Below are 14,441 nucleotides of genomic sequence, written 5' to 3' on the forward strand. Positions count from 1 at the left end.
CGCCGCAGCGGCTTCGCCGCCTCGGCGATCCGCTTCTACGAAAGCCAGGGCCTCATCACGGCGACGCGGACGTCGGGTAATCAGCGCCGCTTCGAACGGCAGATGCTGCGCAGGCTGGCTTTCATCAAGGCCGCCCGCAACGTCGGGCTGAGCCTGGACGAGGTAGCCGACGCGCTCGCCACCCTCCCCGACGTCCGCGTCGCCGTGATGAGGCCCTGGCTTTCGTAGAAGCGGATCGCCGAGGCGGCGAAGCCGCTGCGGCGGGCGATCTCGCTGACGGTGAACAGATCGCGCTTGTCCATTGCGGCCTTTCCGGATGAAGACTTGACTTGAAGTTTACTTCAACTACCAGTATGGGCCCCATGACTCAATCGCAACCCAGTCCCGTCGCCATCGTCACCGGCGCCTCCCGCGGATTCGGCAGGGCCCTGAGCGCCGCCCTGCTCGACCGGGGGTGGACCGTCGTCGCCGATGCCCGCCGCGCCCAAGAACTCAATGCCACTGCAGCTGAACTGAATTCGGAGCGATTCATCGGATTGCCCGGCGACGTCACGGACTCGTCGCACCGCGACGCCCTGATCGCCGCCGCGCTGGACGCCGGTCCCGTTGGCCTGCTGGTGAACAACGCCAGCCGGCTGGGACCCAGCCCGCAGCCCGCGATCGCCGACTATCCGGAGGGCGAGCTGCGGGACGTGTACGAGACCAACGTGTTCGCCCCGCTGGCGCTCGCCCGGGCGGCGCTGCCGGCGCTCGCCGACAACACGGGGGTGATCGTCAACCTGTCGTCCGACGCCGCCGTCGAGCCGTATGCCGGATGGGGCGGATACGGGTCGTCGAAGGCCGCGCTGGATCAGCTGTCGGCCATCCTCGCGGTCGAAGTGGCGGGGGTTCGCGTGTACGCCTTCGACCCGGGCGACATGCGGACCGAGATGCACCAGGCCGCCTTTCCCGGAGAGGACATCTCCGATCGCGGCGAACCGGAGGCCGTCGTGCCCGCGTTGCTGCACCTCTTGGACACGCGGCCGCCCGGGGGTCGTTACCGGGCCGCGGAGCTGCTGGCCGGTGCGCTGTCATGATCGACTTCGAGCGCCCCCCGGGCTCCGACGCCAGCGAGCCGCCCGAAGCCCGCGGCCTGGCCCGCGACGGGGTCCGGCTACTGGTCGCCCGCCCGGGCCGGATCAGCCACGCCCGCTTCGCCGACCTCGGTGACCACCTACGACCCGGCGACCTCCTGGTGGTGAACAACTCCGCCACGCTGCCGGCCGCGGTCGACGGCCGCCGCGGCGGGCAGGACATCACCGTGCACTTCTCGACGGCGCGCGGCGACAAGGAGTGGGTGGTGGAACTGCGGCCCGCGGCGGACGCCGCCGGGCACCTCACCGATGTGCGGCACGGCGAACGTGTCGACCTGCCCGGCGGGGCGGCGCTCGTCATCGGCTCGTCGTACCCCGAACCCGGCGTCGAGGGTGCCCGGCTGTGGACCGCGCGGATGATCCTCGAGGGCGACCTGTGGGCCTACCTCGCGCGGCACGGGCGCCCGATCCGGTATTCGTACGTGCCGCGGGAGTGGCCGCTGCGTTACTACCAGACCGTGTTCGCGCGGTCAGCCGGCAGCGCCGAAATGCCCAGCGCCGCGCGACCGTTCAGCACCGAACTGGTGACCGCGCTGGTCTCCGCCGGGATCGGGATCGCGCCGATCACCTTGCACGCCGGGGTGTCGTCGGCCGAGGCCGGCGAGCCGCCGACCCCCGAGCTGTTCGAGGTGCCGGCGCCCACCGCGCGGATGGTGAACTCGGCGCGCGCGGCGGGCAACCGGGTGATCGCCGTCGGCACGACGGTGACCCGCGCGCTGGAGTCGGCCGCGGACCCGGCCGGCGTGGTTCGGCCGGCGGTCGGCTGGACCGACCTGGTGCTCGGCCCGCAGCGCCCGTGCCGGGTGGTAGACGGCCTGGTCACCGGGTGGCATGACGCCGGCGCCTCCCACCTGCTGCTGCTCGAGGCCGTCGCGGGCCCCGACCTGGTCGCCGCGGCCTACCGGGAGGCGGTCACGCGTGGCTATCTGTGGCACGAATTCGGGGACAGCGCGCTGCTGCTGCCCGCATGACACGTGTCAAACGGGGCGTCGTACAGTCGGCGCATGCAGATTCGCCAGCATGTCGGCGCCGACAAGCCCGCCGTGATCCTCTACCCGTCCGGGACGGTCGTCACCTTCGATGAACTGGAAGCCCACGCGAACCGATTGGCGCATCGGTTCCGCCAGGCCGGCCTGCGCGAGGGGGACACCGTCGCGATCCTGATGGAGAACAACCAACACATCCACGCGGTGATGTGGGCGGCCCGCCGCAGCGGTTTGTATTACGTGCCGATCAATACCCACCTGACCGCGGCCGAGGCCGCCTACATCGTCGACAACAGCAACGCCAAGGCGATCATCGGTTCGGCGGCGCTGCGCGACACGCTGGCGCAGCTGAGCGACCATCTGCCCGGGCTGCCCGAGGTGCTGATGATCGCCGACGGAGAACTGCCGGGCTGGGAGCGCTACCCCGAATGTGTTGCGAACCAACCGGACACCCCGATCGACGACGAGATCGAGGGCGACTTGTTGCAGTACTCGTCGGGCACGACCGGGCGGCCCAAGGGGATCAAACGCGAACTGCCGCACGTGCCGCCCGCCGAGGCGCCCGGCATGATGTCGGCGCTCGTCGAGTTCTGGATGACTCCCGACTCGATCTATCTGAGCCCGGCCCCGCTGTACCACACCGCGCCGTCGGTGTGGTCGATGAGCGCGCAGGCCGGCGGCATCACCACGGTTGTGCTGGAGAAGTTCGACGCCGAGGGCACGCTGGACGCCATCCAGCGCCACCGGGTCACCCATGGCCAGTTCGTGCCGGCCATGTTCACCCGCATGCTGAAACTTCCTGCCGCCGTTCGTGATTCGTACGACCTGTCCAGCCTGCAGCGGGTGATGCACGCCGCCGCTCCGTGCCCCGTCGAGATCAAAAAGCAGATGATCGACTGGTGGGGGCCGATCATCGACGAGTATTACGCGTCCTCCGAGGCGATCGGGTCGACGCTGATCAGCGCCGAGGAATGGCTGGCGCACCCGGGTTCGGTGGGCAGGCCCATGGCGTGCCAGATCCACATCCTCGGCGAGGACGGAACCGAGCTGCCGCCAGGCCAGCCCGGCGAGATCTACTTCGAGGGTGGGTTTTCGTTCGAGTACCTCAACGACCCGACGAAAACCGCCGCCTCGCGCGACGCGCACGGTTGGGCAACCGTCGGCGACATCGGCTACGTCGACGAGGAGGGCTACCTCTACCTCACGGACCGGCGGCACCACATGATCATCTCCGGCGGGGTGAACATCTACCCGCAGGAGACGGAAAACCTTCTGGTGACCCATCCGAAGGTGTTGGACGCCGCGGTGTTTGGCGTTCCCGACGACGAGATGGGCCAGCGCGTCATGGCGGCGGTGCAGACCGTCGACCCGGCCGACGCCACCGATCAGTTCGCCGACGAGCTGTCCGCCTGGCTGCGGGACCGCCTGGCGCACTACAAATGTCCGCGCTCGATCGCCTTCGAGGCGCAGCTGCCGCGCACCGACACCGGAAAGCTCTACAAGAACGGGCTGATCGAGAAGTACTCGGTGTGACCCTGCGTGTCGTCGATCTGAGCGGGCCGCCGCCGCCCGATGACGATGTGCTGCCGGGTGTGCGGGTCGCGGTGGGGCCGATCGCGGACGCCGCCGAATCATGGCTCGATCGCGCCACTTTCACGCTGACCGAAGAGGCGTGTGACGATCGCAGGGTCGTCGTCGTCGACTCGGTGCCCGACGCCCTGGCCGAGCTTACCGAGCGCTGTGAACGGTGGCCGCACGCCAGCGCGGTGTGCGACGACGTGCTGCGTGCGGTCGACCCCGCGGGCCCCACTCTGGCCGGGGTGGTGACCGAATCGCTGGCCTACTCCACACTGCAGGCCGGCCCGGAGTTCGCGCGATGGCTGGCCGAACGCGGCCCGGCAAGCATGCCCAACATCGCCGAGCCGGTGCTGGCCCGACGTGACGGGGACACGCTGCGGATCACGTTCAACCGCCCGCAACGCCACAACGCGTTTTCCACCGATGCCCGGGCCGCGCTGCTCGAGGCGCTGACCGTCGCACTGCTCGATCCGTCGGTGACCGGGATCGTGTTGAGCGGCAACGGTCCATCGTTCGGCAGCGGCGGGGACCTCGCGGAATTCGGCACCTTCGCCGACCCGGCGAGCGCGCACCTGGCCCGCACCCGGCACAGCCCCGCGCTGGCGCTCGACGCGCTGACCGCCCGGCTGGGCCAGGCATGCCGAGCCCGGGTGCACGGTCGGGTGATGGGCAGCGGACTGGAGATGGCGGCGTTCTGCGGATGGGTTGAGGCGCACGACGATTCGGTGTTCGGGCTACCGGAGTTGAGCCTCGGGCTGATCCCGGGTGCCGGCGGAACCGTCAGCATCCCCCGGCGGATCGGGCGCTGGCGCACCGCGTACCTGGTGCTGTCCGGCCGGACGATCGGCGCCGACACCGCCCGGGAGTGGGGGCTGGTGGACGCGACTTACGTTGGGGCCCAAGGCCTCACGTAGGTTCAGAAGCCCGGATAGGTGGTGGTGGTCGTGGACGGGAGGTTCGAGACGGCGACCGCGAAGACGAAGGCGTACAGGATGCCGATGATGACGTAGGCGGCCACGCCCGCGATGGCGCCGATGATGGCCCACTTCTTCGCGCTGTCGGCGGCGGATTGCGCCTCGGCGTAGCGGCCCTGGGTCCACAGCCCGGAGACCTTGGTGGAGTACACGATCGAGACGATCCCGAACGGCAGGCAGCACAGCACCGTGACCAGGATCGCCCAGACGAGGTAGTTGTCCGGCTCGCGCTGGGCCGGCCAACCCGGTTGCGGGGCCGGGTATCCGGGTGGCGGCGGCGGTGGCTGGCCCTGCCAAGCCGGCGGCTGCTGGCCCTGCCACTCTGGGGAACCTTCGTACGGCCCTGGGGGATAACTCATGGCAGCTGCCTCTCTTTGCCGGCGCCGAAGTCAGGCAAATATACAGCAAACCCGGGCGCCGATCAGGGAGGTTCGCGTCAGATCCCGCCCCGGGCAACGAGCTGCGCCGCGATCACGTTGCGCTGAATCTCGTTGGTGCCCTCGCCGACGATCATCAGCGGGGCATCGCGGAAGTAGCGTTCGACATCGTACTCGGTGGAGTAACCGTAGCCGCCGTGGATGCGCACGGCGTCCAGCGCGATCTCCATCGCCGTCTCGGAAGCGAACAGCTTGGCCATCCCCGCCTCCATGTCGGCGCGTTCGCCGCTGTCGTAGCGCTCGGCGGCGTAGCGGGTGAGCTGGCGCGCGGCGGTGAGCTTGGTCGCCATGTCCGCCAGGTAGTTACCGATCGACTGATGCTTCCAGATCGGGCGCCCGAAACTTTCCCGCTGCTGCGCGTAGGCCAGCGCGTCCTCGAGCGCCGCCGTCGCCACGCCCAGGGCGCGGGCGGCCACCTGGATGCGGCCCGTCTCGAGGCCCTTCATCATTTGCGCGAAGCCCTCGCCGACCCGGCCGCCCAGCACCGCCGACGCCGGTGCGCGGAAGTCGGCGAACGACAATTCACACGACTCGACGCCCTTGTAGCCCAGCTTGGGCAGGTCCCGCGAGACGGTCAGTCCCGGTCCGTGCTCGACGAGCACGATCGAGATGCCCTTGTGGCGCGGCGTCGCGTTCGGGTCGGTCTTGCACAGCAGCGCGATCAGCCCGGACCGGCGCGCGTTGGAGATCCAGGTCTTGGAACCGTTGATGACCAGAGTCCCGGTGCCGTCCTGGGTAGCCGTCGTCGTCATGTTCTGCAGGTCCGAGCCGCCGCCCGGCTCGGTCAGCGCCATGGTGGCGCGCAGCTCGCCGGTGGCCATCGGCGGCAGGTAGGCGCGCTTCTGCTCCTCCGTGCCGAACAGCGTCAGCAGCTTGGCCACCACGGTGTGCCCCCCCATCGCGCCGGCCAGGCTCATCCAGCCGCGGGCCAGCTCCTCGGTGATGCGCACATAGCAGGGCGTCGACACCGGTGAGCCGCCGTATTCCTCGGGGATGGCCAGGCCATAGATGCCGATCCGTTTCATCTGGTCGATCCACGCCTCGGGATAGGTGTTGGCGTGCTCGATCTCGCGGACGGCGGGTTTGACCTCGCGGTCGATGAACGCCCGCACCGTGGCGACCAGCATGTCCTCTTCTTCGTTCAGCTCTGTGCTCACGTGTGCCATATTGGCCCCGTGACTTATGCGCAGGTGCGGGAGGGCGGCCCCTACTTCGACGACCTCTCGGTCGGCCAGGTCTTCGACTGGGCGCCGGCGATGACGCTCTCGGCGGGGATGGCCGCCGCGCATCAGGCGATCGTGGGGGACCGGTTGCGCCTGGCCTGCGACGCGGTGCTGAGCACCGCCGTGACCGGCGTGCCGGGACCGCTGGCACACCCAGCGCTGGTCTGCGACGTCGCGATCGGCCAGTCGACGCTGGCCACCCAGCGGGTCAAGGCCAACCTGTTCTATCGCGGGCTGGTGTTTCACCGGTTCCCCGTCGTCGGCGACACCATCTACACCCGCACCGAAGTGGTTGGGCTGCGAGCCAATTCACCGAAGCCGGGTCGGGCGCCGACCGGGATGGCGGCGCTGCGGATGATCACGATCGATCAAGCCGACCGGCTGGTCCTCGACTTCTACCGGTGCGGCATGCTCCCGGCCAGCCCGGGCTGGAATCCCGAGGACGCGCCCGCCGACGATCTGTCGGCCGTCGGCGTCGACGTGCCCGGCCCGGTCCACGACCCGACCGCACACTGGGACGCCGACGTCTTCCGAAACAAGGTGCCGGGCCCGCATTTTGACCCCGGCCTGGCGGGCACGGTGCTGCGCAGCACCGGCGACGTGGTCAGCTGCGCGCCCGAACTCGCCCGGCTCACCTTGAACATCGCTGCCACACACCATGATTCGCGGGTCGGCGGGCAGCGGCTGGTGTACGGCGGACACACCATCGGGCTGGCGCTCGCGCAGGCCAGCAGGCTGCTGCCCAACCTGGCGACGGTCCTGGGTTGGCAGTCCTGCGATCACACCGGCCCGGTGCACGAGGGCGACACCCTGTACAGCGAATTGCACGTCGAGACCGCCCGCCCGACCGAGCGTGGCGGGGTCCTGGAGCTGCGCTCGGTGGTCTACGCGGTCGGCGACACGGACCGGCCGGTGTTGGACTGGCGGTTCGACGCGCTGCATTTCTGAGTCGCACGCGCACGCCGCGCGCACAATGGTGGGCGTGAGTTCGGCTTCGTCAAGCTGGGGCAGCAGCGGGCTGGCCAGCCTGACCGGCCTGCCCGACGGCCCGCCCGACTTCTCCCGGGCCAACGTGCTGGCCCGCGCGGAGGAGGTGGCCACGGGCATCCGTCGCCGCACGGGTGTCCCCGTCGACCCGGCCGCGCTGCTGGCCGGGCGGGCCGCCCTGCTCGGGTTGACGCGCCGCGGCCGGGTGTCGGCGGGCGGCGCCACCCGGTTGCTGCCGGCCGCCGACGGCTGGTGCGCGATCACGCTGTCGCGCCCCGACGACGTGGCCGCCGTCCCGGCGCTGCTGGAGACGGAGGAAGAGCCCGCCGATCCTTGGCCGGCGCTGCAGCGCTGGGCCGCAACGCGTCCGGCGCCCGCGATCGTCGAACGGGCGGGGCTGCTCGACATTCCCGCGGCCGCGCTGGGTGAGGCCGCCGCCGCGTCGCCGCGGGTGTTGCACCGGGGCTTCCGGGCGCATCCGCGTGAGCTGGCGGGCTTGCTGGTGGTCGATCTGTCCTCGATGTGGGCGGGACCGCTGTGCGCGCAACTCCTGGCGCGCGGCGGGGCAACCGTCGTCAAGGTGGAAAGCCCCCGCCGCCCGGACGGCACCCGCGCTGGCGACCGCGCCTTCTACGACTGGATGAACGGCGAAAAGCTCTCCTACTGTGTCGATTTCGACGAGCAGACCGACGAGCTGCGCGAATTGCTCGCCGTCGCCGATATCGTGATCGAGGGCTCGCGGCCCGCGGCGCTCGCGCGGCGGGGGCTCGGGCCGGACGACGTCGCCCCGCGAACGGGCCGAATCTGGTTGCGCATCAGCGGATACGGCGACGCCCGGCCGGCGTTCGGCGACGACGCCGCGGTGGCCGGCGGTCTGGTGGGTAGCGCCGGCCCGGGTTCCCAAGGGCCGGTGTTCTGCGGCGACGCCATCGCCGACCCGCTGACCGGGCTGGAGGCGGCCCTCGCGGTCCTCGAATCGCTGGGCCGGGGTGGCGGGGAGTTGATCGAGGTGTCTATGGCCGCGGTCGCCGCCACCCATGCGGCGTTGCCGACCGAGGAGTCGGCCGCACCGTACCCCGCGCCGCCACCGCGGGCACCGGCGGTGCGCGGCGCGGCGGCCGAGCTGGGCGCCGACAACGCCGCCGTGCGCCGCATGGTCTCCGAAAGGCGTTGCCCGTCATGTTGATTCGTCGCGCCACGTTGCTGGACGGCAGAACGGTCGACATTCGCGTCGGCGCGCAGATCGAGGAGGTGGGTGACGGCCTGGTCACCGGCGAGGGGGAGGGCGTGCTCTACGCCGGCGGCGGAACCGTCCTGCCCGGGCTGCACGATCACCACGTGCACCTGCGCTCGGCCGCGTCGGCGCTGGATTCGTTCTTCGTCGGGCCGCCCGGCGTCAGCACCAAAGCCCAGCTGACGCAACTGCTTTCGAACGCAACGCCGGGCCCGGACGGGTGGATTCGCGCCGTGGGCTATCACGAGTCCGTCGCCGGCGAGCTGGACCGCACGGCCCTCGACGCCGTCGTGCGCAACGTTCCGGTGCGCATCCAGCACCGTAGCGGGGCGCTTTGGATCCTGAACTCCGAGGCGCTGGGCCGGGTCGGCCTGCCCGACCACCCCGATGGCCGCCTGCGCAGCGCGGACCACGGCTGGTCGGACGCGCTGCAGCAGCGCGAAACCGACCTGGCCGAACTCAGCCGCCGCATCACCGCGACCGGTGTCACCGGGGTCACCGACGCCACCCCCGACCTCGGCGCCGACGACATGGTCGCGCTGTTGGTGGCGCACCGCCGCGGCGAGTTCCGGCCGCGGCCCAGCTTCCTGGCACCGGGCAAGAAGATCCTGCACGACGACCGTCTGGACCTGGACGCCCTGACGGCCTGGATCGCCGACCGGCACGGCGAGGGCCACCCGGTCGCCGTCCATTGCGTCACGGCGGCCCAACTGGTGGTCACGATCGCGGCCCTGCGCGCCGCCGGTAGCCATCCGCAGGATCGCATCGAGCACGCGGCCGTGGTGCCGGACGACAACCTGGCCGACCTGGCCGACCTCGGCGTAACCGTCGTCACCCAGCCCAACTTCGTCGCCGAGCGCGGCGATCAGTACCTCGCCGACGTCCCCGCCGCCGAGCATCCCCAGTTGTGGCGGGTGGCGTCCCTGCTCGACGCGGCCGTGCCGGTGGCGCTGTCCACCGACATGCCCTTCGGCCACGGCGACCCCTGGACGGCGATGCGGGCCGCGGTGTACCGCACCGCACCCAGCGGCGCCGTGCTCAACGGAAACGAATGTGTCTCGGCGCTAACCGCTTTGACGATGTTTCTGGGCCGCCCCGATTGCCCGGGCCGGCCGCGGTCGATCGAAGCCGGTCAGCCGGGCGATCTTTGCGTGCTGACCGAGCCGCCCGCGACGGCGCTGGCCGAGCTGGACGCCGGCATGGTCGCGGCCACCGTCATCGGCGGCGAGCTCGTGTACTTCGCGATGTGACCCGCGCTCAGGCCGCCGCGGCGAGCGCGGCGCGCAAGCTCTCACACTGGCTGTCGAAAAATTGTTGCGACACCGGGGCTTTGCGCGCCACCGCGTCGAACCCGTGGAACGCGCCGGGAACCACCTCGACGTGGCAGGGCACCCCGGCATCGATCAGCCGCCGGGCGTAGGCCAGGTCCTCGTCGTGGAACAGGTCGTGCGTGCCGACCCCGATCCACGCCGGCGGCAACCCGCTCAGGTCCTCGCGGCGGCCCGGCACGGCGACCCGCGGGTCGGCGGCGCCGAGATAGGCGGTCCAGCCGAACCGGTTACTGCGCGTGCTCCACAGGCGGTGGTTCGGGCTCGGGTCGCCGGCCGAACTTCGGTCGTCCAGCATCGGGTAGGCCAACACCTGGAACACCGGGCTCACCTCGCCGCGGTCCCGGGCCAGCAGCGCCAGCGCGGCCGCGAGGCCGCCGCCCGCGCTGGCGCCGGCGATTGCGACCCGGTGGCGGTCCACGGCGGGCAAGCCGGCGAGCCAGGTGAGCGCGGAATAGCAGTCCTCCAGCGCCACGGGATACGGATGTTCGGGCGCCAGGCGGTATTCCACCGACGCGACCGTCATGCCCAGCCGCTTGCTGAACCGGCGGCACAGCCAGTCGTCCTGCTGGGCGTTGCCCATCACGTACCCGCCGCCGTGAATCCACAGCAACGCGGGGGAAGGTTCCGTCGCACCCGCGGGCCGGAACAGCCGGATCCCGGCCCCCGATCCGAGGGTGATTACCTCCACATCCGACGGGTCGGGTTTGCGCCGGCGCTCACTCAGCCCGCCCAGGGCCCGCAAGATCGGCAGGGTGCGGGGACCGATCAGATGCCGCGGGGCGAGGCGGGCGGTGTGGCGCAGGTCGGGGTGAACGTCGTCGTTCGGCACCGGCCCAGTATCACCGAAGCGATGGTGGCGGCGCACCCGGGGCCGTGAGCGCGCGGTAGTCGTCCGGACAATCCGGGGAAATACCTCCGAAACACATGCCACGTAGCTTCGGGCTATAGGCGCCGATCGGGAGGCGACATGGGGGGCACATCCAGCCGAGCCGGCCAAACGCTTGCCGGCTCACCAGTCAAGCGGTGATCACCGATGGCGCCTGCGCCGACGAAAACTCATTGCCCGTACTGCTCGTTGCAGTGCGGGATCACGCTCGACCCGTCCGGGGGACCCTCGAAGCCGCCCGTGCTTGCGCCACAACGCGACTTTCCCACCAATCGCGGCGGATTGTGCGCGAAAGGCTGGACCGCGGCCGAGCTGCTCGGTCACCCGGAACGGCTGACCCGACCGCTGATTCGCGACGGGCGCGATGCCCCGCTGCGCGAGGCGACCTGGAATGAGGCACTGGAAAGGATCGTCTCGGCCTTCCAGAAGACGCAACGGGATTATGGCCCCGACGCGGTCGGATGTTTCGGCGGCGGCGGCCTGACAAACGAAAAGGCCTACCAGCTCGGCAAGTTCGCGCGGGTCGCGCTGCGCACGTCGGCGATCGACTACAACGGCCGGTTCTGCATGTCCTCGGCGGCCGCGGCGTCGAACCGGTCGTTCGGCATCGACCGTGGGTTGCCCTTCCCGCTCGCCGATATCGCCGGTGCCGATGTCATCCTCCTCGTCGGCGGTAACCCCGCCGAAACGCTGCCCCCGGCGATGCAATATTTCGATGCGGGCCGCGCCCGCGGCGCCAACCACATCGTCGTCGACCCGCGCCGCACCCCCACCGCCGGTCGCGCCGACCTTCACCTGCAGCCCGTCCCCGGAACCGACCTGGCCCTGGCCAACGGCATGCTCAATGTCGTTGCCCGCGAGGGGCTTATCGACGAAGAATATGTCGGAGAGCGGACCACCGGATTCGAGGCGGTGCGCCGCGCGGTGCGGCTGTACTGGCCCGATCGGGTGGAACGGATCACCGGCGTGCCCGAGAACGACATCGTGGCGGCGGCGCGGATGCTGGCGGGCGCCGATCGGGCGATGATCCTGACCGCGCGCGGGGCCGAGCAACACAGCTCGGGCACCGACACGGTACAGGCTTTCATCAATCTCGCCCTGGCGCTGGGCTTGCCGGGCCGCCCGTACAGCGGTTTCGCGACGATCACGGGCCAGGGCAATGGCCAAGGCGGCCGTGAACACGGGCAGAAATGTGACCAGTTGCCCGGCTACCGCCGGCTCGACGACGCCGTCGCGCGCGCCCACGTCGCGCGGGTATGGGGTGTCAACCCGGCCGACCTGCCGTCGTCCGGGCAGTCGGCCTACGAGATGCTCAGCGGCATCGGCGCTCCGGCCGGTGTGCGCGCGTTGTGGGTGCTGGCCTCCAACATCGTCGTCTCGGCGCCGAACTCGCTGCATGTTGCCGAGAAGATGGGCAAGCTCGACTTCCTGGTGGTGTCCGACTTCTTCCTGTCCGAGACCGCGGCGCTGGCGGATGTGGTGTTACCCACGACGCAGTGGGCCGAAGAATCGGGGACCATGACCAACCTGGAGGGCCGGGTGATCCTGCGTCGCGCGGCTCTGACGCCGCCCGACGAGGCGCGCAGCGACCTCGACGTGATGGCCGATCTGGCGAAGCGCCTAGGGGTACACGGGTTCTCGGCTGAGCCGCGGGAGGTCTTCGGCGAGCTGACTCGCGCGAGCCAGGGCGGAAAGGCCGACTACCGGGGGATCAGCTACGAACGGATCGCCTCCGACAACGGCGTGTTCTGGCCCTGCCCGTCGCCGCTGTACCCCGACACCCCGCGGCTGTTCATCGAGGACTTCCCGACGGCCGACCGCCGGGCCCGCTTCCATCCCGTCGAGCAACGCGGCGCCGCCGAGGTCCCGGACGACGAATTCCCGTACTACCTCACCACCGGCCGCGTGTTGAGTCAGTACCAATCCGGGGCCCAAACGCGCAGGGTCGCACAGCTTGCCGAGGCCGAGCCCGAGCCGGTGGTCGAGATGCACCCGACGTTGGGCAGCCGGGTCGGCATCGGCAGCGGCGGCAAGGTGCGGCTAAGGACGCGCCGGGGCGAGGTCGTGATGACGGCTCGGCTGAACGACGGCATTCGTCCGGACACCGTGTTCGCGCCCTTCCATTGGGGCGGCGCGGCGGGCATCAACAGGCTGACCAACCCGGCGCTGGACCCGCACTCGCGGATGCCCTCGTTCAAAGTCTGCGCGGTCTCGGTGTCCAAGGCCGAAGTATCCGATACACCCGAAGGAGATGAGACATGAGTGATGGCAGCACCCCTCGATTCCTGCAGGGAGCGTTCACCTTCGACGGCAAGGGATACGAGTCGCCGTCCCTGCTGGACGCGTCGCTGCGCTACGTCGTGCCGGCCGGGGCGATCACCCAGCCGGTTTACTTCCGCGGCGGCAACAGCACCGACGAGTTGGTCACCATCGTGCTGATGCGCGACGGCGCGCCGATGCGTTACTTCCCCATTGGGGCCAAGGACGCCGTGCACGTGCCGCTTCGGGTCGTCGAGGACCTGATCGTCGACACCGTCATCGAGGTGTTCGTCGCGGCGCCCGACGGGCTGAGCGGCACCGTCTTCGTCGACATCGGCCTCGTCGAGATCTAAAGCGCGACAAGGGGAGTCATGACCACACTGGCCCAACCCGAGACCAACGGCAACCGCCCGGCCGCCCTGGCCAGCCTGGTGGTGGTCGGCAATGGCATGGCCGGCGCGCGTGCGTTGGAGGAGATCCTCGCGCGCGGCGGCGCGGAGCGCTTCGCCATCACCGTGTTCGGCGACGAGCCCTACGGCAACTACAACCGGATCCTGCTGTCGAACGTGTTGGCCGGTTCCGATGACGCCGGGGAGATCTACCTCAACCCGCTGGACTGGTACGCCGAAAACAACATCGACCTGCGAGCCGGGGTGCGGGTGGTGCGCATCGATCCCTTCGCGCACCTGGTGCACGCCGACGACGGCACGACGGTGCGCTACGACAAGCTGCTCCTGGCGACCGGCAGCCGGGCGTTCTTCCCGCCGGTCGACGGCATCTGGCAAGACAACAAGACGCTGGCGCCGGGCGTGTTCGGGTTCCGGACGATCGACGATTGCCGCGCGATGATCCGGTTCGCCGAAGGGAAAGGCAGGGCAGCGGTTATCGGCGGTGGGTTGCTCGGCCTGGAGGCCGCGCGGGGCCTGCAGAACCGGGGGCTGCGGGTCGGCGTCGTGCAGGGCGGCCCCGCGCTGATGAACGCACAGCTCGACGATCAGGGCAGCGCCATCCTGCGGCGCCTGGTGGAGGCGCTGGGCATCGAGGTGCACACCGGCAAGCGGACGGTAAGGATGCTGACCGAGGACGGCCTCCCGTCGGCCATCGAATTCGACGACGGCACCACGCTGCCGTGCGACATGCTGGTGATGGCCGCCGGCATCCGGCCCAACGTAGGGTTGGCAATGCGCGCCGGCCTGACCGTCGAACGCGCCATCGTCGTCGACGACCACATGCGCTCGATCGACGACGACGACATCTACGTTGTGGGCGAGTGCGCGCAGCACCGGGGACAGGTCTACGGCCTGGTCGCGCCGCTGTGGGAACAGGCCGGCGTGCTGGCCGACCACTTGACCGGCGCCAATCCCAATGCGGCATACCATGGTTCACGCACCGCCACCAAGCTGAAGGTCGCCG

Annotated in this window: 14 protein-coding genes and 1 pseudogene; 11 read left to right on the plus strand and 4 right to left on the minus strand. The window is 70.4% G+C overall.

The genetic code is table 11. The features are described 5' to 3' along the window. Positions 1–228: MerR family transcriptional regulator (locus A5706_RS16010; protein ID WP_369831878.1), on the plus strand; the 228-nt coding region annotated here is incomplete at its 5' end. Here A5706_RS16010 and A5706_RS35275 read toward each other — a convergent pair. Then, positions 228–302: pseudogene (locus tag A5706_RS35275) on the minus strand (redox-sensitive transcriptional activator SoxR); the annotation flags it as partial. The gene A5706_RS16010 and the pseudogene A5706_RS35275 sit on opposite strands and share 1 nt — an antisense overlap. Positions 303–362: 60 nt before the next feature. Between A5706_RS35275 and A5706_RS16015 the strand changes: the two are divergent. Genes A5706_RS16015 through A5706_RS16030 form a run of 4 tightly spaced genes read left to right on the plus strand, consistent with a single transcriptional unit; the run spans position 363 to position 4,611 of the window. Beyond that, on the plus strand, positions 363–1,076 hold the full coding sequence (locus A5706_RS16015; RefSeq protein WP_068132318.1) for an SDR family oxidoreductase: 714 nt from the start codon (positions 363–365) through the stop codon (positions 1,074–1,076). Further along, entirely contained in the window at positions 1,073–2,104 is a 1,032-nt protein-coding gene (locus A5706_RS16020) for an S-adenosylmethionine:tRNA ribosyltransferase-isomerase (protein ID WP_068132319.1), read from the plus strand. The genes A5706_RS16015 and A5706_RS16020 overlap by 4 nt, the downstream gene beginning before the upstream one ends. Before the next feature lie 33 nt (positions 2,105–2,137). Continuing rightward, a complete protein-coding gene (gene fadD4 / locus A5706_RS16025) occupies positions 2,138–3,652 on the plus strand; it encodes a fatty-acid--CoA ligase FadD4 (RefSeq protein ID WP_068132321.1) in 1,515 nt (504 codons plus the stop codon). Between the two features lie 2 nt (positions 3,653–3,654). After that, a complete protein-coding gene (locus A5706_RS16030; protein WP_068132338.1) occupies positions 3,655–4,611 on the plus strand; it encodes an enoyl-CoA hydratase/isomerase family protein in 957 nt (318 codons plus the stop codon). Positions 4,612–4,613: 2 nt separating this feature from the next. Here A5706_RS16030 and A5706_RS16035 read toward each other — a convergent pair whose 3' ends face one another. Continuing rightward, entirely contained in the window at positions 4,614–5,030 is a 417-nt protein-coding gene (locus A5706_RS16035) for a CD225/dispanin family protein (protein WP_068132323.1), read from the minus strand. 77 nt (positions 5,031–5,107) lie between these two features. After that, the gene (locus A5706_RS16040) at positions 5,108–6,274 is read right to left on the minus strand and encodes an acyl-CoA dehydrogenase family protein (RefSeq protein ID WP_068132325.1); all 1,167 of its coding nucleotides are present in this window, start codon (positions 6,272–6,274) and stop codon (positions 5,108–5,110) included. A 9-nt stretch (positions 6,275–6,283) separates the two neighbouring features. On the opposite strand from A5706_RS16040, the gene A5706_RS16045 reads away from it, so the two are divergent. Genes A5706_RS16045 through A5706_RS16055 form a run of 3 tightly spaced genes read left to right on the plus strand, consistent with a single transcriptional unit; the run spans position 6,284 to position 9,802 of the window. Next, positions 6,284–7,279, plus strand: a complete 996-nt coding sequence (locus A5706_RS16045) for a MaoC family dehydratase (RefSeq protein ID WP_068132327.1) — start codon at positions 6,284–6,286, stop codon at positions 7,277–7,279. A gap of 25 nt (positions 7,280–7,304) precedes the next feature. Next, complete coding sequence (locus A5706_RS16050) at positions 7,305–8,504, plus strand: CoA transferase (RefSeq protein WP_068132329.1); 1,200 nt, start codon at positions 7,305–7,307, stop codon at positions 8,502–8,504. Beyond that, on the plus strand, positions 8,498–9,802 hold the full coding sequence (locus A5706_RS16055) for an amidohydrolase family protein (protein ID WP_068132331.1): 1,305 nt from the start codon (positions 8,498–8,500) through the stop codon (positions 9,800–9,802). The genes A5706_RS16050 and A5706_RS16055 overlap by 7 nt, the downstream gene beginning before the upstream one ends. A gap of 7 nt (positions 9,803–9,809) precedes the next feature. On the opposite strand, the gene A5706_RS16060 is transcribed toward A5706_RS16055, so the two are convergent. After that, positions 9,810–10,712 carry an alpha/beta hydrolase gene (locus A5706_RS16060; RefSeq protein ID WP_068132332.1) on the minus strand — a complete coding sequence of 301 codons (903 nt, stop codon included), beginning with the start codon at positions 10,710–10,712 and terminating at the stop codon, positions 9,810–9,812. A gap of 204 nt (positions 10,713–10,916) precedes the next feature. On the opposite strand from A5706_RS16060, the gene A5706_RS16065 reads away from it, so the two are divergent. The 3 genes from A5706_RS16065 to A5706_RS16075 all read left to right on the plus strand — a co-directional run. After that, positions 10,917–13,031 (plus strand): molybdopterin oxidoreductase family protein, encoded by a 2,115-nt coding sequence (locus A5706_RS16065; protein ID WP_068132334.1) that lies wholly within the window; start codon positions 10,917–10,919, stop codon positions 13,029–13,031. Beyond that, positions 13,028–13,381, plus strand: a complete 354-nt coding sequence (locus A5706_RS33695) for a molybdopterin oxidoreductase (RefSeq protein ID WP_068132336.1) — start codon at positions 13,028–13,030, stop codon at positions 13,379–13,381. The genes A5706_RS16065 and A5706_RS33695 overlap by 4 nt, the downstream gene beginning before the upstream one ends. Before the next feature lie 18 nt (positions 13,382–13,399). Further along, positions 13,400–14,441 (plus strand): NAD(P)/FAD-dependent oxidoreductase (locus A5706_RS16075; protein ID WP_197517856.1); only part of this gene is annotated, 1,042 nt, incomplete at its 3' end.

The sequence above is a fragment of the Mycobacterium sp. E796 genome, from assembly GCF_001672815.1.
In the GTDB taxonomy this organism is placed as follows: domain Bacteria; phylum Actinomycetota; class Actinomycetes; order Mycobacteriales; family Mycobacteriaceae; genus Mycobacterium.

Excerpts from the sequence above, each read along its gene's own strand:
- A5706_RS16020 (WP_068132319.1), top strand. The coding sequence starts at position 1,073 with ATGATCGACTTCGAGCGCCCCCCGGGCTCCGACGCCAGCGAGCCGCCC.
- A5706_RS16040 (WP_068132325.1), bottom strand. The coding sequence starts at position 6,274 with ATGGCACACGTGAGCACAGAGCTGAACGAAGAAGAGGACATGCTGGTC.
- A5706_RS16035 (WP_068132323.1), bottom strand. The coding sequence starts at position 5,030 with ATGAGTTATCCCCCAGGGCCGTACGAAGGTTCCCCAGAGTGGCAGGGC.
- A5706_RS16065 (WP_068132334.1), top strand. The coding sequence starts at position 10,917 with ATGGCGCCTGCGCCGACGAAAACTCATTGCCCGTACTGCTCGTTGCAG.
- A5706_RS33695 (WP_068132336.1), top strand. The coding sequence starts at position 13,028 with ATGAGTGATGGCAGCACCCCTCGATTCCTGCAGGGAGCGTTCACCTTC.
- fadD4 (WP_068132321.1), top strand. The coding sequence starts at position 2,138 with ATGCAGATTCGCCAGCATGTCGGCGCCGACAAGCCCGCCGTGATCCTC.
- A5706_RS16015 (WP_068132318.1), top strand. The coding sequence starts at position 363 with ATGACTCAATCGCAACCCAGTCCCGTCGCCATCGTCACCGGCGCCTCC.
- A5706_RS16050 (WP_068132329.1), top strand. The coding sequence starts at position 7,305 with ATGGTGGGCGTGAGTTCGGCTTCGTCAAGCTGGGGCAGCAGCGGGCTG.
- A5706_RS16055 (WP_068132331.1), top strand. The coding sequence starts at position 8,498 with ATGTTGATTCGTCGCGCCACGTTGCTGGACGGCAGAACGGTCGACATT.